Below are 21,505 nucleotides of genomic sequence, written 5' to 3'. Positions count from 1 at the left end.
AATTCTGCTGAAGGTAGTATAATTACTATTATTAGGCTTAAACGTAATGTGGGATGGCGTGGCACGCCATAGTCGTTCCATGTTTTCAGTAGGTGTATTCGGTTAATAGGAAGAAGGGGCGAATTCTTTCGCCCTTTCGCTTTTTATTTTTTTGATTGTCTGGTGATGAGTACAGAGCGGTGAACAGGTTATGTTACCCTGATATCTTTGATTAGCCACGCGTTATTCGTAATTCTTGTTTAAATTGTGTAGTCACACAGACCGACCAATGTCTATAAAAGGTGTATGTTTTTGGTGCCTGCTCCTGTTGGGAGCCTGTTTAGGGGCAGTGGCCCAGGATTCCCTGAGGGCCGGCAAGTTGCTGGACTCTATTCGCATGTTGCCCAATGATACCGCTAAGGTGTCGCTGCTGATCAAAAAAGGCAGAGCCTATACCCGATATTTCGAAGTACATAAAACGGATAATCCTTTCTGGCAGGAAGCCCTCACATTATCGCAATACCTGAAATATCCTGCGGGTTTATCATTGGCATACAATGAATTAGGTACCAGCAAAAGGAATAAATCACTTTATATCATTGCGGAAGACTATCACGAAAAGGCGCTCAAATATGCGGAAGAAGCCAGGGATACAGGTTTGATCACTTTTTCCCTCAATAATGCCGGGGTGGATTGTCGTCGTCTGGACAAATTACAGAAAGCATTCGATTTCCATATACGCGCCTTAGTGCTGGCAGAGCAAATTCATGATATCCGAAACATCTGCGTGGCCACCAACAGCATCGGCAATATCCAATTAACAACTGAAAAGTATGCAGACGCTATCACACACTTTAACTACGCACTGCAGCTGGAAGAAGATAATCATAATGACCTGGGCGTTGCCATCAACCTGGGAAATCTTGGATATGCCTATCAGGGCCAAAATAAACTGGACCTTGCTATTCATTATTATAAACGCTCGCTGGCAGTAAATCAGAAATTGGATAATCCAACAGGCATGGCTATATGTTATAACGCCCTCGGTGATGCCTACAAGGAAAAGAAAGATTACCAGGCAGCTATGGATTATCTTCAAAAAGCCCTGGCAGTAAATGATAAGGTAGAAGATAAAGTGCATGTGGCGGAAAGCTACCTGAACATTGGTAAGTTATTGGGAGCAGAGGGCAAACATGAAGAAGCCAGAAAGTATATCACGCAATCCATTGAAGTAAGTAACTACTGGAATTTTAAATCTATGCTGATGGATGCCTACAAGGCACTGGCAGCGGATTTTAAAGAGAGCGGCGATTTTAAAAGATCGATGGATGCCGCAGATAAATCATTGCTTTACAAAGACAGTATACTGGATGAGAAATCGTCGATGGCGTTGAAGCAAATGCAAACCATTTATGAAGTAGACCGTAAAGATAACCAGATCCGTACCCTGGAGCACGATAAAATGGTAGGAGAGCTACGCACCAAACGAAATGTGGTAGTCACTTTTGCGCTGGCGGCCTTTCTGCTGATGGCGATAATAGGTGGCTTTTTTTATATCCGTCACCGTAACCTTCGCGCCAATAAACAAACGTTACAGCTGGAATTACGCTCACTGCGTTCGCAGATGAATCCACATTTTATCTTTAACTCGCTCAGCTCTATTCATCGTTATATCTGGAGTAATAACCAGGAAGAAGCATCAGACTATCTTACCAAATTTTCCCGGTTGATGCGACTGATCCTGGATAACACCCAACATACTTTTATTACACTCAACAAAGAAATAGAATCTTTACGGCTGTACCTGGACCTGGAATCCCTGCGTTGTAATGGCATCTTTGAATTTAATTTCCACATCGCACCGGATATTAATGATGAAGAAGTGCTTATTCCACCAATGATCCTGCAGCCATATGTGGAAAACGCCATCTGGCACGGACTGGTGCATAAGCCGGCAGCAGACAAGGGATTACTGGATATTGAGATCGTATTAAAAAAGCGTAGCCTCGTATGCACAATTACTGACAATGGGATAGGTCGCAAAAAGGCCATGGAAATAAAAGAACGTAAAGGAAGAATGCACCACTCGGTTGGTATGCAGGTAACAGAAGGACGTATAGACCTGATCCGGAAAATAAATAACAAGGAGGCAACAGTCACTGTCACAGACCTGGAGGACGGAACCGGACAACCGTCGGGAACAAAAATCACTATTATTTTACCGGCCGAGTTTATATTTTAGCTATTAGCCTTTAGCGATTAGCTTTTATCTAAAATATCAGCTGCTTTTTAATTACTTACTAATAAATAATAAACTGCTAATAGCTAACTGCTAAAAGCTAAAAGCTAACTGTATGAGCGAAATCAAAGCTATCATCGTTGATGATGAGCAACATTGCATTGATGCCCTGCAAACTATGTTATTAAAAAAATGTCCTGGCGTAAATGTGATTGGATCAGCCAAAAGTGTAAGGGAGGCAAAAGAACTGGTGGATGAACTACAGCCCGAGCTTGTATTCCTTGATGTAGAAATGCCTTATCAGAATGGATTTGAATTGTTGAAACTATTTGAGCGGGTTTCCTTTGATGTCATTTTTACTACTGCCCATGAGCAATATGCTTTAAAGGCTATCAAATTTAATGCATTGGACTATCTCCTGAAACCCTTTAGTGTAAAGGAATTGCAGGATGCATTGGAAAAGTCCAGGGAGAAAAGAGTGAGCCGGTTGAAGGATACAACTGTTTCACCTATGGATGTGTTTTTGCAGAATATGAAAACTTTGCAGCAAACGCATAAAAAAATTGCGTTGCCTACTATCAATGGTTTGGTGTTTATGCCCGTGCAAAATATTGTGCGTTGCGAATCTACCGGCAACTATACCAGGATTTTTTTTACAGATAAAAAGAATTTGATGGTATCCCGTCCCCTGAAGGAATTTGAAGAACTACTCACAGACGTGGATTTTTTCAGGGTGCATAATTCTCACCTGATTAATCTGCAGCAAATGCAATCCTATATCCAGGGAGAAGGCGGCTTTGCACTCATGAGCGATGGCACGCAGGTGGAGGTATCCAGAAGACGCAAGGCCGATTTTTTAAAGAAGGCAATGCAGTTTTAAGTGATGATTTACAATGATGTTATGAAGTGCCGTTTCCAATTTTATTCATTTTTATGCCACTTATAGTTAATAACCTACCGGATAATAAATGGCTATTGCGCGCATATTTTAGAAAAAGTACTTTTGAATTACGATTTCAATTAAAACACGATATAAAGATTTTATACTCTGCATTACTAGCGTGATTAGCCCCAAAGAAAAAAGACACCATATGGGTGTCTTTTTTGTTTAATGCCATTTATTTTATCTGATTATATATAGATCTTATTCTTCAATAATTATTAATTCATCTGCTTTATGTTCCAGTTGATAAAAGGAAAGTAAGCGGCGAATGACACCTTCTACTAATGCATCCGGGCAGGAAGCACCGCTGGTCAGCAGGATGGTCACCTGTTCTTTTTTGGGTAAAAAACTATCGCTTTGCAATTCAGTTTTATGATGAAAATCCCAGTGGTTAATTGCATTAGCCGATACCATATGTTCTGCCGAAGAAATGAAATAAGTAGGCAGTTTTTCTTCGCATAACTCTACCAGGTGAGATGTGTTGGAACTATTATAACCTCCTACCACTATCGCCAGGTCCGCAGGTTCCAATAGCATGCCGGTTACGGCAGTCTGGTTGTCGTTGGTAGCATAACAAAGGGTATCCCGGGTATCTGCAAATCGCTCTCCTGTAGTGGTCTCGGAGAGGTCATATGTGTCAATCATTACCTGGCGTATATAGTCTGCAATAGCCTGGGTTTCTGTTGCCAGCATGGTGGTTTGGTTCACCACCCCTACACGCTGCAGATCCGTGGCTACATTAAAACCAGGTGAATACTGTCCCTGGAAAAGCGTATAAAACTCGTCGCCCTTTTTTTTACCGGTAATGAAATCCGCCAACAGTGCTGCTTCCCGGATGTCTTTCACCACTACGGTAGGAGTGCTGGCCTGGCTATGAGAAAAGGTTGCCCGTGTTTCTTCATGTTTAGGCTTCCCATGTACAATCACGGTATAATTCTTCTTACCTATCTGTTCGGCCTTATTCCATACGCGTTCTACAAAGGGGCAGGTGGTATTATATTTCAGGGGTTCAATACCCAATGAGGCAAGTTTGTTCTCCGTTTCTAGGGTAGTACCAAATGCAGGTATGATCACAATATCATCGTGGTGCAATGTTTCCCAGGGAACCAGCTGATGACCGGCTGTATCCATGATAAACTGAACCCCCCGATCCAGCAGGTCGTTGTTTACATGCGGATTGTGGATCATTTCACTGAGCAGGAAAATACGTTTGTCAGGATTCTCGTCTACTGTTTTAAAAGCTATTTCTATGGCGTTTTCCACTCCATAACAAAAGCCAAAGTGCCGGGCAAGCAATATTTTTAGCGGGCCAAAGTCCAGCGCAGTGGGAGTGAAGTCCTTCTTCATGCGGTCCTGTTGTTTGCGCTGGTTTTTGATGGCGCTGATCAGCGGACTGCGATATATAACCGGAACGTTGAATGTTTTCATGAGTTAAAAACGGAAAAATTGAAAGGCAAAGTTAATCAGTTTTCTTTGCTCACTTTGTCTAACCAGGCTTTTTCTTCGGAGCTGAGGCTTTGATAACCCTTCTCATTTATCTTGTCGAGTAGTTGATCCAGCCTTGATTGGCTGTTATCATCTATTTTTTTCACCACTTTAAGCGGTGATTTTTTTGGTTTGAATTTTTGGGCAGCGGCACGTTGTTCCCTGCGGGTGTTGGCATCGAATAACCATATCAGTGGTTTGCAGAGATCAGTACCTGCCTGCAGGATGCGGATATAGAAAAAGCCAAGCAGGGCGCCGCCTACATGGGAAATTAACCCGCCTATATTACCATTGGGGATAGATATCAGTCCTAATACTACCAGCGCAAGGGCCAGCCATTTTAATCTTACGTTTCCAAGGAACATCAGGCCTATTTCATAATTAGGCATGAGTGTAGCGGCAGCTACCAGTATACACATGATAGAGGCGGAAGCACCTATCATGGTACCGCCTACATAGCCTGTAAAAATTACGGCGCTCAACAAATATAAAAGGCCGCCGGCAATACCTCCCAGCAGGTATAAGGGTAATACCCGTTTGTTACCGAGAAAATCGCGGAACAGGTTCCCAAACCAGTAGAGATTAATCATATTAAACAGCAAGTGGAAAATTTCCTCATGTGTAAACATGTAGGTAATAAGCCCCCATGGCTTCATGATAAAAGATGCCAGTGGCGTATGCATCGCCAGCTGATTGTATGTCCATTCTAAAGGAGCGGGTTGCTTGGTTAAAAAAGCAGTTAGGCGTAAGATATTTATTCCCAGAAAAACTATAATGTTCCAGAAAAGCAAATAGTTCACTGTATTACCTTGCCTGAGCCAATAGCGAATATCCGATTGAAAAGAGGTCCCGTTCATATACACAAATTAAAATAAAATCCGGGATTTTATGATAGTAATTAACATTTTGAATACAGGAAATATAAGCCCGTTTGCTGCAAATAAACGACAGCTGTCTTTCCTTTGTTAATCAACAATTATTCCGGATTCTGGTTGTCTTTTTACTAAAAAAAATGTGTGTAAACGCAGATTGATTTTTTATCGTAATATAAATTTTAATAATACATTTAAAAAATATCTGAAACCTGCGCTCAATACCACAGTAGATACGTATTTTCTTCAATAAAAATGTGGATAAACCCTAAAATTATCGTATTTTTGCCGTCCCATAAAACAGGGAGTCCGGGTATTCCGGCTTAATACAATATTTTTTATGAGTGAAAACAACATTTCTCACGAACAAAACGCTGAACAACAGGCTCCGCAAGCAACTGCTACGGTAGAAACAGCGACACCAAAAGCACCTGTTGCAATCGTTGAAACCGCCCATGATGATTTTGACTGGAGCGTTGACAAACGTAATGTATCTTCTTACAGCAAAGAAGAAAAAGCAAAGTACGATGTAACGTACGACAGCACCTTCAAAGTATTTGACGAAAACAGTCTGCTTACAGGTACTGTTGTAGGTTTAACCAACACAGACGTAGTTATCAACATCGGTTTCAAATCTGATGGTTTGATTTCTCTGAACGAATTCCGTGATTTACCAGGTCTGAAGATCGGTGATGAAGTGGAAGTGCTGGTAGTGGAAAAAGAAGACCGCGATGGTAACCTGCACCTGAGCCGTAAACAGGCTCGCCAGAAACGTGCATGGGAAAAAATCGTGGAAGTTTACAAAACAGGCGAAGTGGTTACTGGTACTGTTACCAGCAAAACCAAAGGCGGCTTGATCGTAGATGTGTACGGTATGGAAACATTCCTGCCAGGTTCACAGATCGACGTGAAACCGGTTACCGACTACGACCAGTTTGTAGGCAAAACTATGGAGTTCAAGGTGGTGAAAGTAAACGAAACCATCCGCAACGCCGTTGTTTCTCACAAAGCACTGATCGAAAGCGATATCGAACAACAAAGAGTGGATATCATCAGCAAACTGGAGAAAGGCCAGGTGCTGGAAGGTACTATCAAGAATATCACCGATTTCGGTGCGTTCATCGACCTGGGTGGTCTGGACGGCTTACTGTATATCACCGATATCAGCTGGGGCCGTATCTCCCATCCGAGCGAAGTACTGCAGATGGATCAGAAAATCAACGTTGTTGTGCTTGACTTTGATGACGAAAAACGTCGCATAAGCCTGGGCTACAAACAACTGACTCCGCATCCTTGGGATACTTTACCAGCTACTATCACCGAAGGTGCTAAAGTAAAAGGTAAAGTTGTAAACATCGAGGATTACGGTGCATTCCTGGAAATCATGCCAGGTGTTGAAGGTCTGGTTCACGTTTCTGAAATCTCCTGGGCTTCTACACCTATCAACGCTAAAGAATTCTTCAAATTAGGAGAAGAATACGAAGCAGTGGTAGTTACCCTGAGCAAAGACGAGCGCAAAATGAGCCTGTCTATCAAGCAACTGACAGAAGATCCATGGTCTACTATCGAAACTAAATTCCCGGTTGAAAGCCGTCACAAAGGTATCGTGAAGAACATCACTCCTTATGGCGTTTTCGTTGAACTGGAAACTGGCATCGGTGGTATGATCCACATCTCTGACCTGAGCTGGATCAAACGTTTCAATCACCCTAGCGAGTACACTAAAGTAGGTAACGAAATAGATGTAGTTATCCTGGGTATTGACAAGGACAACCGCAAACTGAGCCTCGGTCACAAACAGATCGAAGAAGATCCATGGAACACTTTCGAAACTATCTTCCCGATTAACTCCGTTCATGAAGGAACTGTAGTGAAGAAAGATGATAAAGGTGCTACTGTTCAACTGCAGTACGGTCTGGAAGCTTACGCTCCTGCCCGTCACCTGAGAACAGAAGACGAAAAACCAATCAACGTTGAAGATGTGAAAGAATTCATGATCATCGAATTCGATCGTAGCGAAAAACGTATCCTGGTTTCTCACACCAGAGTTTGGGAAAAAGCACAGGCTGAAGAAAAACAGGCTGTTGTTAAAGAGAAGAGAGCTGAAGATGACAAAACTCGTAAAGCAGTGAAAAACATTCAGGGTAAAGTAGAAAAAGCTACTTTAGGTGACCTGGGTGCTTTAGCTGAACTGAGAGAAAAACTGAAACAATCAGAAGGCGGCGAAGAAAAAAGCGCGCAATAAGATCCGGTTTCATTAAATAATAAATCCCGTTCTGAGTAACATCAGAACGGGATTTTTTTTGTCTTGCCCAGGATTAGGCTGATTATACTGATTACCCTGATTTTCTTTTTTTGATTTAAAAAGATTAGCGAAGAGCATAGCGGGCATTTGTCTGAACCAGGATTTTTAAGATTGAATGGATTACCCTGATGGGTGTTATATTATTTTATTTGGAAGATATACGCGAATATCTACGCTCAGATCTTCGGCATCCATCAAGGTAATCCATTCAATCTTAAAAATCCTGGTTCAGACAAATGCCCGCTATGCTCTTCGCTAATCTTTTTAAATCAAAAAAAGAAAATCAGGGTAATCAGTATAATCAGCCTAATCGGGAGAAAGACAAAAACTTACTCAAATATAGCTACCACCCTTGCCGGTGCCGCACTTGCTCCTTTAATCTTCAGCGGAAATACACTCACCTTAAACCCGGATGCAGGCAATGCCCCCAGGTTTACCAGCTGCTCCATATGGCAGTATTCTTTTTGCTGCCCCACCAGGTGTGCCTGCCAGAAGTAATTGTCCTTATTGTTTTTCTTTGCTGTTTGTGCCATGTATTTTAACGGCAGATCAAATCCCCATTGATCAATCCCCATTACTTTTACACCCTGGTCTATGAGCCAGTGCGTAGCTTCCGCACTCATGCCGGTGCCGCGCATGATGTAATCGCGTGTGCCGATGTATTTATCCCTGCCGGTATAAATTAATACAATGGTGCCGGGAGTAATGGTTGCACCACTTTTTTCCAGATCAGTACGTATGTCCGTTACCGTTATCTCCTCAAAATCAGCTTTGTGTGTCATGTTCAGCACTACACCGTTACCGTAGCACCATTCCAATGGTATTTCATCTATTGTTTTGGCGGGTGCACCATTTACGGTAGGCGCATAATGCCAGGGCGCATCTATATGGGTAGCTGCGTGTACACCCATGCTGAGGATCTTATCGTCGGCCCAGCCTTCAAACCCGGCAGGGAAGAGCTTTGCCGGTAATCCCAGGAAAAAGCGGATCAGGTTTTTACTTTGTTTATGTGTTTTGTGTTTGATCTTTATACGCATAAACCAGGGATCCTGTTTATTGTATTCGATCGTCTTGGAAAGGTCAATGATTTTCATAGTGTAAATGAGTGATGGTGTTTTGTTGTTTATCTTTTATAAAGATGATCAACAAAAAGCAATCAACAAAACACCATCTCAAAAAAACTATTTCGTGAGCAAGGCAAGTTTGCTGTCATTGAATTCCAGCAGGGAATCCAGCTGCATATTAGCCAGGGAATAGCGGATATCCTTGCGATTATGTGGTTCCGGTACTACTACCGTGGTCATGCGCGCTGCTTTGGCGGCGGTCATACCGGTAACGGAATCTTCAAAGGCAATACATTCCAGCGGATCACTGTTCAGTGCCCTGGCGCAGGCCAGGTATACGGCAGGATGTGGTTTGCCATAGTCTTCAAACTCAGCAGAGTATACTGCCTGGAAAACATCTTTGATGTTCAGATGTGCCAGTACAGCATCTATCAGGCGAAGGGGAGAAGAAGAGGCCAGTCCCATTTTAAACCCTTTGGATTTAAAATACGATAGAATATACTCCAAACCTTCCATGGGATTGCCTTCGGCAATAATTTTTGCGATTACGTTGTCAATAATTTCGGTGGTTACCTGTTCAGGGCTTTTGCCTTCCCATTTATAGTAGTTATGCCAGTAGCTCACCACTTCTTTGGTACGTAACCCGGTGGTAAGATGGGACAGTTCCCGGGATAAGTTTACGCCCACTGTTGAAAATACCTCCCGCAAAGCAATGCCCCATAATGGTTCAGAGTCTATCAGCAGGCCATCCATATCAAATATTACCGTATCAATCATAAAATCCATTTTGCGCGGCAAAGATAGGAAGATATCAGCGGAGGGTAGCCAGGGAGGATAATAAATGAGCAAGTATGCCCTCTTCCCATAACAATAAGTTATACCGGATAAAATTTGGTTATCGCCTCTCTGCGGTTATTAACAAGGGATAACACAGCTAATCCCTTAGCAGCCCGGCCTTCACGGAGATATTTCCCTGCGGATAACCAACCACCTTCATTTATGCCATTTTTAGGTCTCCCGGCTTCCATCAAAAAAAGTTTTGGAAAGACGGGCTGCATTTCTATCTTTGTATTACTCTACTAAAATTATAGGGAATATGGGTAATAGGAAGAGAAATTGTGGCAGTAGTAACGGTAGTAGTTGTTGTAATACAACACCTGCGAGGCACGTGTAAGTAAGAATACCAATGATTATTTTACGCTAATCATAGTTATACGAAGCCTCCGCAGATATTCCGGGGGCTTTTGATTTTTGTGAAAAAAACATCATCCCTCAACCAAAATAACAGATCGCTTTTTACCACCACCTGAAAATACTTTTTATGCAAAGCTTCAGAACAGAACTTGAAAATCCAATTGTTGAACAAGATATCATAGACCTGGAGAAGAAGATCCGCCTGTTTCGCGAAGGAGTTATTCCGGACGAAAAATTCCGTAGCCTCCGTTTGGCCAGAGGAGTGTATGGACAGCGTCAGCCAGGGGTACAAATGGTACGTATCAAATTACCTTATGGTAAAATGACCCTGCAACAATGGAAACGAATTACTGATATATCTGATGAATATGCTACCAGCAACCTGCACCTGACTACCCGCCAGGATGTGCAGATTCACTATGTGAGCCTGGACAAAACGCCTGAGCTCTGGTCCAAACTGGAACAGGATGGTATCACCATCCGCGAAGCCTGCGGTAACACCGTACGTAATGTAACAGCCTCAGACCGTGCCGGCATTGATCCGGAAGAACCGTTTGATGTAACACCTTATGCTGATGCCACTTTCCGTTACTTCCTCCGTAACCCGGTAAGTCAGGATATGGGCCGTAAAATTAAGATTGCTTTTTCCTCCAGCGATAAAGACACTGCATGGGCATTTATGCACGATTTCGGCATGATCCCTAAAGTGAAAGTGGTAGATGGTAAAACTGTACGCGGTTTCAAAGTACTGGTAGGCGGCGGTTTGGGCGCACAGCCTTTACTGGCCAAAACAGTTTTCGAATTCCTGGAAGAAGATCTGCTGATTCCTTATATCGAAAATGTACTGCGTGTATTTGATCGCTATGGGGAAAGAACCAGCAGGAACAAAGCCCGCATGAAATTTCTCATTCAGAAAATAGGAATGGATGAATTTCAACGTTTGATAGCAGAAGAATACCAGGCTGTGAAAGTGAAACAGGTGAAGGTGGATGCAGCTGCCTGGCCGGAAACTACTCCACCTCCGCCTGCTGTTTTACCGGCTTACAGCATAAAAGATCCTAAAAAATACGAAGCCTGGAAGGCTACTAATACATTTGAACAAAAACAAGCCGGTTACGTGGCAGCATATGTAAAAGTATCTCTCGGTAATATCGGTTCTGCTATCAGCCGCCAGCTCATTGAAGCACTGCGCCCGGTAATAGCAGATGATGTAAGGGTAACGGCTAACCAGGGATTGTTACTGAAATTTATTCAGCCTGCGCATCTGCCATACGTATTCAGCGTACTGGAAGAAGCAGGTTTTGCAGATCCCGGTTTTGATAGTATTGCAGATATCACTGCGTGCCCTGGTACAGATACCTGTAACCTGGGTATTTCCAGCAGCACCGGTATTTCCAAAGTATTGGAATCAGTGATAGTGGATGAGTTCCCGGATCTTGTGTATAATAAAGACATTAAAATAAAGATCAGCGGATGTATGAATTCCTGCGGCCAGCACGGTATTGCCAGTATAGGCTTCCATGGCTCTTCTATGAAGAGTGCCGGTAAAGTATTACCAGCATTGCAGGTATTACTGGGTGGTGGTATCGTTGGTAATGGCGAAGGCCGTGTAGCTGATAAGGTAATAAAAGTGCCTAGTCGCCGCGGACCGGATGTATTGCGCAGCCTCCTGCATGATTATGAAATCAACGGTTTGCCTGATGAATTATTCAATAATTACTACGATCGCCAGGGAGAAAAATATTTCTATGAACTGCTGAAACCATTGGCAGATCTCACTACGCTGAAAGCAGAAGAATTTGTGGATTGGGGTCAGGCTGAACAGTATGCTACTGCCATAGGTGTGGGCGAATGTGCTGGTGTTGTAATTGACCTGGTAGCTACCCTGCTGCTGGAAGCGGAAGAAAAACTGGAATTAGGTGGAGCTGCTATTGTTAACAATGCTTATTCCGACGGTATCTATCATGCCTACTCTTCCTTTGTACAGGGAGCTAAAGCCTTGCTGCTGGGTGAAGGTGTAAGTTGTAATACACAAACAGGTATTATCAATGATTTTGATAAACACTTTGTTGAAACCGGCAAATTCAGCTTTGGTAGCGATTTCAGAACCCTGGTATTACAGATTAACGGTAACGAGCCTACGGAAAGTTTTGCCCGTCAGTATTTTCAGCAGGCAGAATCATTCTATAATCAGGCACAGGCCTACCGTCAGAAGAGCAGTGAGCCGGTACAGGCATAATTCATTCATCTATCTAAACACTACATCAAATGCAAAATATACAACCTAAACTCACATTGGTAGGCGCTGGGCCGGGAGATCCGGAGCTGATTACGGTAAAGGGCTTAAAGGCTATTCAAAATGCGAGGGTAATTCTTTATGATGCATTATCCAATAATGAACTGCTGGAACATGCGCCAGCTAATTGTCTCCGTCGTTTTGTAGGTAAACGTGCAGGTATGCACGTTTACTCTCAGGACGAAATAAACAGAATGATTGTAAAGTACGCATTAACTTATGGCAGTGTCGTTCGTCTAAAAGGTGGCGACTCCTTTGTTTTCGGTCGCGGTCAGGAAGAAATTGCTTTTGCACAGCAATTTGGTATCACCGCTGAAGTAGTACCTGGTATTTCCAGTGCTATCTCAGTACCGGGAATAAACAAAATACCGGTTACTGCACGCAATATCAGTGAAGGTTTTTGGGTTATCACAGGTACCACACAAAGTGGGAGCTTATCCCGTGATCTGGATCACGCTATCCGGGCTAACACAACGGTAGTAATACTAATGGGGATGAGCAAGCTGGCAGAAATAGCAGCCATCTATAGCGCAGAAGGAAAGGGAGAAATACCCGCCGCCATTATTCAGAATGGCACGTTGCCAACGCAGAAAATGGGGCTGGGCAATGTAGCAGACCTGGTGGAGATAGCCACCACGAATGATCTGCATAATCCCGCTATTATTGTAATTGGCGAAGTGGTACGCTTCCATGAAGCTTTCCATGCCATACAAAGCAAGGTTTCAGAAGAACTAAAAATAGCCGTATAATGGAAGAAAATCAGTTATTTCCGGTATTTTTCAAATTACACCGTCTGCACGTACTGGTAGTGGGCGGTGGTAATGTTGGATTAGAGAAAGCCAACGCTATGTTGGAAAACTGTCCTGGCGCAACTATCACCGTAGTAGCGTTGCAATTTTTGCCGGCGCTGGAAGAACTGACCCATCATTACCCTAATATCACTTTGATTCAAAAATCTTTCTCCTGCGGCGATTTGCTGGGGAAAGACCTGGTGATAGCTGCTACCAATAACAGGGAGTTTAATTATAATGTTTGGGAAAAAGCCAAATGTAGTAAGGTGTTAATCAATGTAGCTGATACACCTGATCTCTGTGATTTTTATCTTGGTTCCGTGGTGCAGAAAGGGAATCTTAAGATTGCTATCTCTACAAACGGTAAATCGCCTACAGTGGCTAAGCGTCTCAAACAGGTGTTGCAGGAAGCTATTCCGGATACACTGGATGAGGTATTGAATAAATTGTCGCTGATCCGCGATAAACTGAAAGGTGATTTTGCCAGCAAGGTGAAGAAGCTGAATAGCATTACAGATATATTGGTACGGCCAGAAAGTGAAGGGGTATAGCACTATTTCTTTAATAGCTCCAGTAGCACTTGCGCCTGATTGTGTTCTTTATCTTTAGCCCCGTACAACAAGGTTACCCGCTGATGTTGTGTCTTCTTTCTGATGGCGTCCAGCCAGTCTTTCTTATCCTGTAATTCGTGTTTATATTTTGTCCTGAATGCGGAAAATTTTTCCGGTTCATGGTTAAACCATTGGCGTAATTCGTTACTGGGTGCAATTTCTTTTGCCCATTCATCGATGCGCGCGGTTGCTTTAGAAATGCCTCGTGGCCACAATCGATCTACCAGCACGCGATAGCCATCACCTTCTTCATAATTTTCATATACGCGTTTTATCTGTATCATTTTTTGCATTTACCAGTTAACCGGCTCAAAGGCAGCAAACAAATCCTTGAATTCAGGGATCTGTGATGGGGCGATATAGTTACAGGCTGTATGAAATTTGTCCCATAACTCATTCACTATTTTATTATTATGTGCCTGGGTAATGGACTCTGTAGATTTCCATTCAAATATCTCCAGGATGCTGCCGTCTTTTGTGCGCAGGATCAGTGGTGCTCTTTCAGTGGTAAGCCCTTCCCCTCTTAATATCGGTACATGTGCCTGTACCAGTTGTTTTAACATTTCGTCCTGCCCGGCTTTGGGCCTGTATGCTACAATAACAATGACTCCCATATTATAGATTTTAATTGTAATGAATGACAGGAGTATTGCCACAAATAGCATACCGTGTGTATCTTTACGGGATGCAGCAAATCATAGATGAAACAGTAGTATTTGTAAAAAAGGAGCTGGCAGGTGCAGAAGGAGGCCACGACTGGTGGCATATTTACCGGGTATGGCAACAGGCAAAACATATTGCCGCCAAAGAAGCGGTAGATCCTTTGGTAGTGGAACTGGGGGCTTTATTGCACGATATTGCCGATTCCAAATTTCATAATGGCGATGAAAATATTGGCCCTGCAAAAGCGGTGGCTTTCCTGCAAAACCTGGCCGTATCGCCGGAAATCATTGCACATGTGGAAAATATCATCCGTCATATTTCTTTTAAAGGAGGGAATCATGAAAAGGTTTTCTATTCCACTGAACTGGGAGTGGTGCAGGACGCAGACAGGCTGGATGCCATTGGTGCCATTGGTATTGCCCGCGCATTTAATTACGGTGGATTCACAAACAGGTCCTTATACGATCCGGCTGTAGTGCCCAATCTTGAAATGACAAAAGAAGCATATAAAAATAGCACTGCACCAACTATCACGCATTTTTATGAGAAGCTGCTTTTATTGAAGGATCGCATGAATACTGCCACCGGCAAGGAACTGGCAGCCGAAAGACATGCATTCATGGAAATATTTCTGGATAGATTTTATAAAGAGTGGGAAGGAGTGATATAATTAAGATGCAGGCATTTACTGATTTTTGCAGGCAGATATTTGTACTTAAATAACAGTCTGCAAAAATCAGCGGTTCCCGCAAAGGATCAGATCTTCTCAAAAAATAATGCTTTCAGTTCATCCGCATCCTGTGGTTTCATTTTTCCTCCCAGGATCAAACGGAGCTGACGACGGCGCAACGCACCTTCATATAATTTTTTTTCTTCTTCTGTATCGGTGATAATAGCAGGTACCGGCCGGGAGTTACCGTTCGGGTCCAGCGCCACAAAAGTCATGAAGGCTTCGTTGGACTTATAGCGATATTGCTGTACCGGATCTTCTCCCCATACTCTCATGTGTACTTCCATAGAAGTGTTAAAGGCACGGCTCACTTTGGACTCAATATGTACAACATTGCCCAGTTTAATGGGATTTTCAAAGGAGATGTTATCTACTGAAGCAGTTACCACCGGTGCGCTGCAATGTTTCATACAGGCCAGTGCGGCTGCAATGTCCATCCAGTACATCAAACGGCCTCCCATCAGGTTTCCGAATGTATTGGTATCATTCGGTAAAACCAGTTCAGTCATCTGTATCAGCGAGTCTTGTGCTCTCTTAGGCGTTAAAGTCATTATTTATGTATTTCGGACGCAAATTTACTGTTTATATATTTATGGATGGAAAGCATTTGAAAGAACAGATGGCATTTGATGAAGGTTTTTAACAAATAATTTCCTGTACTTGAAAAATCTTTAAAACGCCCTGTGGATCAATGATGAGAGCTGAAGAGAAACCTTGAAAAATTAACAAATAAATAAAGCCATTTCGTAAAAAACTTGGGAGCGAAGCAAATTTGTGTAACTTTGCATGACCTTCGGAAGTAGTTTACTTGATCGGTATTACACCAAACGCAGTCCGGCACTTCCCCGTTTATAGGTCAAGTACTTTTAGCTGAATTTTAGTTTTTATGGCAAAATATATCTTCGTTACGGGAGGTGTTACTTCCTCTTTGGGTAAAGGAATTATAGCTGCCTCGCTGGCAAAATTATTGCAGGCGCGCGGCTTTAGAGTGACTATTCAGAAATTTGATCCATATATCAATGTGGATCCGGGAACATTAAACCCTTATGAACATGGTGAATGTTATGTAACGGAAGATGGCGCAGAAACAGATCTGGATCTTGGGCACTATGAGCGTTTTTTAAATACGCCTACATCTCAAGCCAATAATGTTACTACTGGCCGTATTTATCAAACTGTTATCAACAAGGAAAGAGAAGGTGCCTACCTCGGTAAAACCGTGCAGGTAATTCCTCACATTACGGACGAAATCAAACGCCGTATCCTGTTGTTGGGCAAAGATGGTAAATACGATATCGTGATAACTGAGCTGGGCGGTACCGTGGGTGATATTGAATCACTCCCTTATATTGAGGCGGTTCGTCAGTTGCAGTGGGAGTTAGGTGAAGAAGATTGCCTGGTAGTACATCTTACACTCATTCCGTATCTGCGCGCAGCTAAAGAGCTGAAAACCAAGCCTACGCAACACTCTGTACGCCTGTTAAGTGAATATGGTGTACATCCGGATATCATAGTATGTCGTACGGAAGAACCACTTTACCGCGATCTGAAAAAGAAAATCGCCCTGTTCTGTAATGTACAGGTAGATGCGGTAATTGAGGCTAATGACGTGGCTACTATCTACGAAGTACCACTGGAAATGATGCGGGAAAAACTGGACGTTTCAGTACTGAAAAGATTGAACCTGCCGGTAGAAAAAGAACCGGAACTGATTAAATGGCGCGAATTCCTGGATAAGTTGAAATATCCTAAATCCAAAGTGACCATCGGTTTGATCGGTAAATATGTGGAATTGCAGGATGCCTATAAATCCATCCTGGAATCTTTTATACATGCCGGTTCCCTCAATGAGTGCAAGGTAGTGGTACAAAATATCCACTCTGAACATATTACACCTGAAAATGTATGCGAAAAACTGAAGAACCTCGACGGTCTCTTAGTAGCACCAGGCTTCGGTCATCGCGGTATTGAAGGTAAAATAATAGCTATTCAGTATGCCCGTGAAAATCTGCTGCCGTTCTTCGGTATCTGTCTGGGTATGCAAATGAGTGTGGTAGAATACGCCCGCAATGTACTCGGATGGAAAGATGCGCATTCTGTGGAAATGAATCCTGATACTGCACATCCGGTGATCAATCTCATGGAAGAGCAGAAGAAAATAACCGCTAAAGGTGGTACCATGCGTTTGGGCGCTTATTCCTGCGAACTGGCACCAGCTTCCAAAGCAGCGGAAATCTATGGTAAAACTACCATCAGCGAAAGACACCGTCACCGTTATGAATTTAACAACGACTTCCTGCAGCAATTTGAAGCAGCAGGTTTGGTAGCTTCCGGTAAGAACCCCGAAAGCGGCCTGGTGGAAATCATTGAGTTGCCTGGTCATCCGTTCTTTGTGGGATCACAATTCCACCCAGAGCTGAAAAGTACGGTAGAAAGCCCTGCACCTATTTTTGTTTCCTTTATCAAAGCAGCTAAGCAATATGCTGAAAGCAAGAATGGTAAAGCGAAAATAGCAGAAGAGAAAGTAGCGCAATAAAGCCATTAGCGCTTAGCTATTAGCATTTAGTATAAATAATTAAAGCGAAGATCGAAGCGGAATTAGCCGCTTTTATCTTCGCTAATCTTTTTTAATCATCTTCTAAATCAAAAAGATTAAAAATCAGCAAAATCAGTGCAATCTGCCTAATCCTGGGAAAGATAATTTTAGTATTGATTGTCAGTATATTACGTATTTGTTTTACTTATTTATCATTTTCCCCGCAATTAACAGCGGTTTCACCTAAAAAGCGTGTTCAATTCATAAAATCATGCTTACCTTTGCTGCCTAAATTTTAATTGCATTTCATGGATAGAAATTCGGTCATTGGGTTCTTACTGTTGGGCGTTCTGTTGGTAGGATATATATTCTTCAATCAGAAGCAACAGGCAGGTGCCGCAAAGGAGAAAGCCCGGCAAGATTCCATCGCAGCGCTTAATCAGCCTAAAACACCTATTGCAGATACTGTGAGCCTCGCTACTGCGGCAGCAGGTGGCAAGCTTGATTCAGCCCATCAGGCACAGCTTACGGGAGAATTTGGCGCATTTGCAGCAGCAGCTACCGGTTCGGTGCAAACAACAACACTGGAAAACGATGTGGTGAAAATCGCTTTCTCCAACCAGGGTGGACAACCATCCAGCGTACAGCTGAAACAATATAAAACATACGACGGGGCTCCTTTAATGTTGCTGCAAGGCTCATTTAACCGCCTCTCTATAGAAGTACCTGCCAGTCCTACCAAAGTACTGAATAGTGCTGATCTGTTCTTTACAGCCGGACAACCACAGGAATTAGCAGGTGGTGTTAAAACTATCTCCTATCGCCTCAATACCAGCAATCCGGCTGCTTACCTGGAATTTACCTATTCCCTGAAACCAGGCAGCTACGTAGTGGATTATACCATTCACGCAGTTGGTTTGCAAACAATGCTTCCGGGTAATCAAAACTACCTGGCCTTACAGTGGAACGCGCAGGACGACAAACAGGAACATGATATGCAGAACGAGCGCCTGAACAACCAGGTGCACTACATGTACGAGCACGACAAGCATGATTACTTCACCCTGAACCGTACCAGCCACGAAAAACTGGATAACAAACTGAAATGGGTGAGCGTAAAACAGCAGTTCTTCAATACCACGCTGATCGCTAAAAAAGATAATTTCAATAACGCAGATGTAAATACCAAAGTACCGGAAAGTGCTAACATCGTGGGACAAACATTTACCACTATACAAATTCCGTACAACCGCGCTAATGATTTCTCTTTCCCGATAGAAATTTATTATGGCCCTAACCATTATAAAACACTGCATTCTTTTGATATCGGATTGCAGAAGATCATCCCGCTGGGCACTGGTATTTTTGCCTTTGTGAAGTATGTTAACATCGCTGTTATCATTCCGGTGTTTAACTTCCTGAGTGGATTTATCCACAATTACGGTATTATCATCATCTTACTGACACTCTTTATACGTTTGCTGATAGCGCCTTTCACTTACCAGAGTTATGTATCTCAGGCTAAAATGAAAGTGCTGAAACCTGAAATTGATGCACTGAAAGCTAAATTTGGTGATGATCAGCAAGGTTTTGGTGTGGAACAAATGAAATTGTTCAAAAGTGCTGGTGTAAACCCGCTGGGTGGGTGTTTACCGGCTTTACTGCAGCTGCCTATCCTGGTAGCGATGTACAGCTTCTTCCCATCTTCCATTGAGCTGCGTCAGGAAAGTTTCCTGTGGGCGAAGGATTTATCTACCTATGATTCTATCCTGAGCTTACCGTTCAACGTACCTTTTTATGGTAATCACGTGAGTTTGTTCACCATCCTCATGACTGTTACCAGCTTGATCCTGGCCTTCTACAACCGTGGAATGACTGATCAGAGCAATCCCGTGATGAAGTACATGCCTTACATGATGCCGGTAATGTTGCTGGGTATCTTTAACCGTTTGGCTGCGGCACTGACCTTCTACTACTTCCTGTCCAACGTGATCAGTATCCTGTTGCAGTTTGTGATCCAGAAGTTCATCATTAACCACGATAAGATTCACGCACAGATCCAGGAAAACAAAAAGAAACCCAAGAGCAAATCCAAATGGCAGGAGAAGCTGGAAGAAGTCCAGCAACGACAGCAGGCATCGCAGAAAGGGAAAAAATAAGATTAATACAATCTGAACAATTCAAACATAATTTTTAGCAGAAGGCTTCCTCATTGGGAAGCCTTCTCTATTTTTGACCAGATATGAAGAAGAGACTGTTATTATTGATTTGCGCTATAGGAATGTACGCCGGCGCCCATGCACAGGACACTATACCGAATGCAGGACGCATTCAGGAAATTGTAAATTATCTCGCCTCAGATAAACTGAAGGGCAGGGGGACCGCGGAAAAGGGAGGCATGAAGGCCAGTCGCTATGTGGCCAGGCAGTTTAAAAAGCTGGGGCTGCAAACAGTGAATGGCAGCAGCTATTACCAGGATTTTACGTTTGATAAAAATGCGCATAAAAATATTCCCAGCCGTAATGTGTTAGGTTACCTCGATAACGGTGCCGCACGTACGATAATTATTGCTGCACACTATGATCATCTTGGCACCGCCGGTTTGTTTGATGGGAAGTACCCGATAGGACAGATCCATAACGGGGCAGATGATAATGCTTCCGGTGTAGCTGGTTTACTGGAGCTGGCGCGTCATTATGTGAAGAATAAAAATAAAGAGCCGTTTAATTTCCTCTTTATTGCTTTTGGTGGAGAAGAGCTGGGGCTGCAGGGTTCAAAGTATTACACTGCCAACCCGCTCATGCCGCTGGATAAAGTGCATTTTATGCTCAATATGGACATGATCGGCCGCTATAATCGGGAAAGAGGTATTGGTATAGGCGGTTTTGGCAGTGCAGAAGAATGGCCGGCTGTTTTTAAAGACGTTCAGCAGCCAGGTATTAAATACTTCACTGATGCTGCTGGCAAAGGGGCATCCGATCATCATAATTTTTATATGCATGGAGTGCCGGTGATGTTCTTTCACACAGGCGGACATGATGATTACCATAAGCCAACAGACGACGCACCTAAGTTACAGGCAGTATCAGAAGCGGGCATTCTGCAATTAGGTATACAACTGATTGATAAAGCGATGACTTTTCCGGTATTGCATTATGTGGGTGAGAAGAGTTAACTGGCTAGTTCCACTTCGTAAACAGGACTAAAAAGATAAACTTTATGAGACGCTACCTCTTCACAGCGGTAGCGTTTTCTTATTTTTTCCCCTCTGCGGAAGATGCGCCCATCTTTAGTTTTAAACAGGCCGTGTAATGGTACCTGTTCTACAAAGAAGTGATTTTCCTTTTGGCGGTCGTATTTTTTCAGTACGCGCATGAGGTCTTCATCAGCGCAGGAGCTGGCAGCCGGGTTCATCATGCTTTGGCGCACGGCCAGTTCCACATCTGGCGGCAACAGGTTTTTACCTACAAAGTCACGTAGTATAACCGTGTATTCCTGTTTCCATTCCTTTCCGTGAGAAGGTACCTGGTTGGCGTATTTATTATAAGCAACGAGATGCGCAATTTCGTGCAGCAGCGTAAGGAGAAAGCCGTATTTATTAAGTGATCCGTTGATGCTGATCCGGTGGCCTTTACCCCTGCCATCCGGATGACGGTAGTCGCCCAGAATACTGGAGCGTTCACGGGAAACGGTCAGGTGCACCTTATAGGTGGTGAGAAAATGCATGACCTGCCCAAAAGTACCTTCGGGTAAGTACGACGCTAAAGTATTTAAGGGCGCCTCTTTTTTCACGCTGA

The 21,505-nt window shown here is 43.2% G+C and carries 19 protein-coding genes; 10 read left to right on the top strand and 9 right to left on the bottom strand.

The annotated features are described in order from the left end of the window. The first annotated feature begins 268 nt into the window (after positions 1 to 268). Positions 269 to 2,221 (top strand): tetratricopeptide repeat-containing sensor histidine kinase, encoded by a 1,953-nt coding sequence (locus CLV51_RS27945; protein ID WP_106531414.1) that lies wholly within the window; start codon positions 269 to 271, stop codon positions 2,219 to 2,221. Between the two features lie 112 nt (positions 2,222 to 2,333). Continuing rightward, positions 2,334 to 3,098 (top strand): LytR/AlgR family response regulator transcription factor, encoded by a 765-nt coding sequence (locus tag CLV51_RS27940; protein WP_106531413.1) that lies wholly within the window; start codon positions 2,334 to 2,336, stop codon positions 3,096 to 3,098. 264 nt (positions 3,099 to 3,362) lie between these two features. On the opposite strand, the gene CLV51_RS27935 is transcribed toward CLV51_RS27940, so the two are convergent. Together CLV51_RS27935 and CLV51_RS27930 are read right to left on the bottom strand one after the other, a co-directional pair. Continuing rightward, on the bottom strand, positions 3,363 to 4,589 hold the full coding sequence (locus CLV51_RS27935) for a 4-hydroxy-3-methylbut-2-enyl diphosphate reductase (RefSeq protein ID WP_106531412.1): 1,227 nt from the start codon (positions 4,587 to 4,589) through the stop codon (positions 3,363 to 3,365). Between the two features lie 35 nt (positions 4,590 to 4,624). Next, positions 4,625 to 5,503 (bottom strand): rhomboid family intramembrane serine protease, encoded by an 879-nt coding sequence (locus tag CLV51_RS27930; protein ID WP_106531411.1) that lies wholly within the window; start codon positions 5,501 to 5,503, stop codon positions 4,625 to 4,627. Between the two features lie 355 nt (positions 5,504 to 5,858). Between CLV51_RS27930 and rpsA the strand changes: the two genes are divergently transcribed. Beyond that, the gene (gene rpsA, locus CLV51_RS27925) at positions 5,859 to 7,763 is read left to right on the top strand and encodes a 30S ribosomal protein S1 (protein WP_106531410.1); all 1,905 of its coding nucleotides are present in this window, start codon (positions 5,859 to 5,861) and stop codon (positions 7,761 to 7,763) included. Between the two features lie 389 nt (positions 7,764 to 8,152). On the opposite strand, the gene CLV51_RS27920 is transcribed toward rpsA, so the two are convergent. The 3 genes from CLV51_RS27920 to CLV51_RS29275 all read right to left on the bottom strand — a co-directional run bounded on the left by CLV51_RS27920 (position 8,153) and on the right by CLV51_RS29275 (position 9,915). Continuing rightward, positions 8,153 to 8,917 (bottom strand): cyclase family protein, encoded by a 765-nt coding sequence (locus CLV51_RS27920; protein WP_106531409.1) that lies wholly within the window; start codon positions 8,915 to 8,917, stop codon positions 8,153 to 8,155. Positions 8,918 to 9,004: 87 nt separating this feature from the next. Beyond that, entirely contained in the window at positions 9,005 to 9,664 is a 660-nt protein-coding gene (hxpB, locus tag CLV51_RS27915; protein ID WP_158267178.1) for a hexitol phosphatase HxpB, read from the bottom strand. Between the two features lie 98 nt (positions 9,665 to 9,762). Further along, a complete protein-coding gene (locus tag CLV51_RS29275; protein ID WP_158267177.1) occupies positions 9,763 to 9,915 on the bottom strand; it encodes a hypothetical protein in 153 nt (50 codons plus the stop codon). A gap of 293 nt (positions 9,916 to 10,208) precedes the next feature. On the opposite strand from CLV51_RS29275, the gene CLV51_RS27910 reads away from it, so the two are divergent. The 3 genes from CLV51_RS27910 to CLV51_RS27900 are packed head-to-tail and all read left to right on the top strand — an operon-like array spanning position 10,209 to position 13,719. Next, positions 10,209 to 12,320 carry a nitrite reductase gene (locus tag CLV51_RS27910; protein ID WP_106531407.1) on the top strand — a complete coding sequence of 704 codons (2,112 nt, stop codon included), beginning with the start codon at positions 10,209 to 10,211 and terminating at the stop codon, positions 12,318 to 12,320. A gap of 29 nt (positions 12,321 to 12,349) precedes the next feature. After that, positions 12,350 to 13,126: a uroporphyrinogen-III C-methyltransferase gene (gene cobA / locus CLV51_RS27905; protein WP_106531406.1), complete on the top strand. Its 777-nt coding sequence runs from the start codon at positions 12,350 to 12,352 to the stop codon at positions 13,124 to 13,126. Then, positions 13,126 to 13,719, top strand: a complete 594-nt coding sequence (locus CLV51_RS27900; protein ID WP_106531405.1) for a precorrin-2 dehydrogenase/sirohydrochlorin ferrochelatase family protein — start codon at positions 13,126 to 13,128, stop codon at positions 13,717 to 13,719. Before cobA ends, CLV51_RS27900 begins: the two co-directional genes overlap by 1 nt. Positions 13,720 to 13,721: 2 nt before the next feature. On the opposite strand, the gene CLV51_RS27895 is transcribed toward CLV51_RS27900, so the two are convergent. Continuing rightward, on the bottom strand, positions 13,722 to 14,063 hold the full coding sequence (locus tag CLV51_RS27895) for a DUF488 domain-containing protein (RefSeq protein WP_106531404.1): 342 nt from the start codon (positions 14,061 to 14,063) through the stop codon (positions 13,722 to 13,724). Between the two features lie 9 nt (positions 14,064 to 14,072). Beyond that, positions 14,073 to 14,393 carry a hypothetical protein gene (locus CLV51_RS27890; protein WP_106531403.1) on the bottom strand — a complete coding sequence of 107 codons (321 nt, stop codon included), beginning with the start codon at positions 14,391 to 14,393 and terminating at the stop codon, positions 14,073 to 14,075. Positions 14,394 to 14,416: 23 nt separating this feature from the next. Between CLV51_RS27890 and CLV51_RS27885 the strand changes: the two genes are divergently transcribed. Then, positions 14,417 to 15,112: an HD domain-containing protein gene (locus CLV51_RS27885; RefSeq protein WP_245898986.1), complete on the top strand. Its 696-nt coding sequence runs from the start codon at positions 14,417 to 14,419 to the stop codon at positions 15,110 to 15,112. Between the two features lie 86 nt (positions 15,113 to 15,198). Here the strand turns inward: CLV51_RS27885 and CLV51_RS27880 are convergent, their stop codons facing one another. Further along, the gene (locus CLV51_RS27880) at positions 15,199 to 15,723 is read right to left on the bottom strand and encodes an acyl-CoA thioesterase (protein WP_106531402.1); all 525 of its coding nucleotides are present in this window, start codon (positions 15,721 to 15,723) and stop codon (positions 15,199 to 15,201) included. A 335-nt stretch (positions 15,724 to 16,058) separates the two neighbouring features. Between CLV51_RS27880 and CLV51_RS27875 the strand changes: the two genes are divergently transcribed. The 3 genes from CLV51_RS27875 (at position 16,059) to CLV51_RS27865 (ending at position 20,883) form a co-directional block, all read left to right on the top strand. Beyond that, the gene (locus CLV51_RS27875) at positions 16,059 to 17,708 is read left to right on the top strand and encodes a CTP synthase (RefSeq protein ID WP_106531401.1); all 1,650 of its coding nucleotides are present in this window, start codon (positions 16,059 to 16,061) and stop codon (positions 17,706 to 17,708) included. Positions 17,709 to 18,016: 308 nt separating this feature from the next. Beyond that, complete coding sequence (gene yidC, locus CLV51_RS27870) at positions 18,017 to 19,867, top strand: membrane protein insertase YidC (RefSeq protein WP_106531400.1); 1,851 nt, start codon at positions 18,017 to 18,019, stop codon at positions 19,865 to 19,867. 83 nt (positions 19,868 to 19,950) lie between these two features. Next, entirely contained in the window at positions 19,951 to 20,883 is a 933-nt protein-coding gene (locus CLV51_RS27865) for a M20/M25/M40 family metallo-hydrolase (RefSeq protein WP_106531399.1), read from the top strand. Here CLV51_RS27865 and CLV51_RS27860 read toward each other — a convergent pair. Beyond that, entirely contained in the window at positions 20,880 to 21,500 is a 621-nt protein-coding gene (locus CLV51_RS27860; RefSeq protein WP_106531398.1) for a SprT-like domain-containing protein, read from the bottom strand. The genes CLV51_RS27865 and CLV51_RS27860 overlap by 4 nt on opposite strands. Positions 21,501 to 21,505: the final 5 nt, after the last annotated feature.

This window comes from Chitinophaga niastensis, from assembly GCF_003014755.1.
GTDB classification, from domain to species: Bacteria; Bacteroidota; Bacteroidia; order Chitinophagales; family Chitinophagaceae; genus Chitinophaga; species Chitinophaga niastensis.
This window is presented reverse-complemented; position numbering and strand designations above follow the sequence as displayed.

Coding starts and splice junctions, on each gene's coding strand:
- CLV51_RS27890 (WP_106531403.1), bottom strand. CDS start 14,393: ATGGGAGTCATTGTTATTGTAGCATACAGGCCCAAAGCCGGGCAGGAC.
- CLV51_RS27920 (WP_106531409.1), bottom strand. CDS start 8,917: ATGAAAATCATTGACCTTTCCAAGACGATCGAATACAATAAACAGGAT.
- CLV51_RS27935 (WP_106531412.1), bottom strand. CDS start 4,589: ATGAAAACATTCAACGTTCCGGTTATATATCGCAGTCCGCTGATCAGC.
- cobA (WP_106531406.1), top strand. CDS start 12,350: ATGCAAAATATACAACCTAAACTCACATTGGTAGGCGCTGGGCCGGGA.
- CLV51_RS27895 (WP_106531404.1), bottom strand. CDS start 14,063: ATGATACAGATAAAACGCGTATATGAAAATTATGAAGAAGGTGATGGC.
- CLV51_RS27865 (WP_106531399.1), top strand. CDS start 19,951: ATGAAGAAGAGACTGTTATTATTGATTTGCGCTATAGGAATGTACGCC.
- yidC (WP_106531400.1), top strand. CDS start 18,017: ATGGATAGAAATTCGGTCATTGGGTTCTTACTGTTGGGCGTTCTGTTG.
- CLV51_RS27940 (WP_106531413.1), top strand. CDS start 2,334: ATGAGCGAAATCAAAGCTATCATCGTTGATGATGAGCAACATTGCATT.
- CLV51_RS27945 (WP_106531414.1), top strand. CDS start 269: ATGTCTATAAAAGGTGTATGTTTTTGGTGCCTGCTCCTGTTGGGAGCC.
- CLV51_RS27885 (WP_245898986.1), top strand. CDS start 14,417: ATGACAGGAGTATTGCCACAAATAGCATACCGTGTGTATCTTTACGGG.
- CLV51_RS27930 (WP_106531411.1), bottom strand. CDS start 5,503: ATGAACGGGACCTCTTTTCAATCGGATATTCGCTATTGGCTCAGGCAA.
- CLV51_RS27910 (WP_106531407.1), top strand. CDS start 10,209: ATGCAAAGCTTCAGAACAGAACTTGAAAATCCAATTGTTGAACAAGAT.
- CLV51_RS27900 (WP_106531405.1), top strand. CDS start 13,126: ATGGAAGAAAATCAGTTATTTCCGGTATTTTTCAAATTACACCGTCTG.
- CLV51_RS27875 (WP_106531401.1), top strand. CDS start 16,059: ATGGCAAAATATATCTTCGTTACGGGAGGTGTTACTTCCTCTTTGGGT.
- hxpB (WP_158267178.1), bottom strand. CDS start 9,664: ATGATTGATACGGTAATATTTGATATGGATGGCCTGCTGATAGACTCT.
- CLV51_RS29275 (WP_158267177.1), bottom strand. CDS start 9,915: ATGGAAGCCGGGAGACCTAAAAATGGCATAAATGAAGGTGGTTGGTTA.
- CLV51_RS27880 (WP_106531402.1), bottom strand. CDS start 15,723: ATGACTTTAACGCCTAAGAGAGCACAAGACTCGCTGATACAGATGACT.
- rpsA (WP_106531410.1), top strand. CDS start 5,859: ATGAGTGAAAACAACATTTCTCACGAACAAAACGCTGAACAACAGGCT.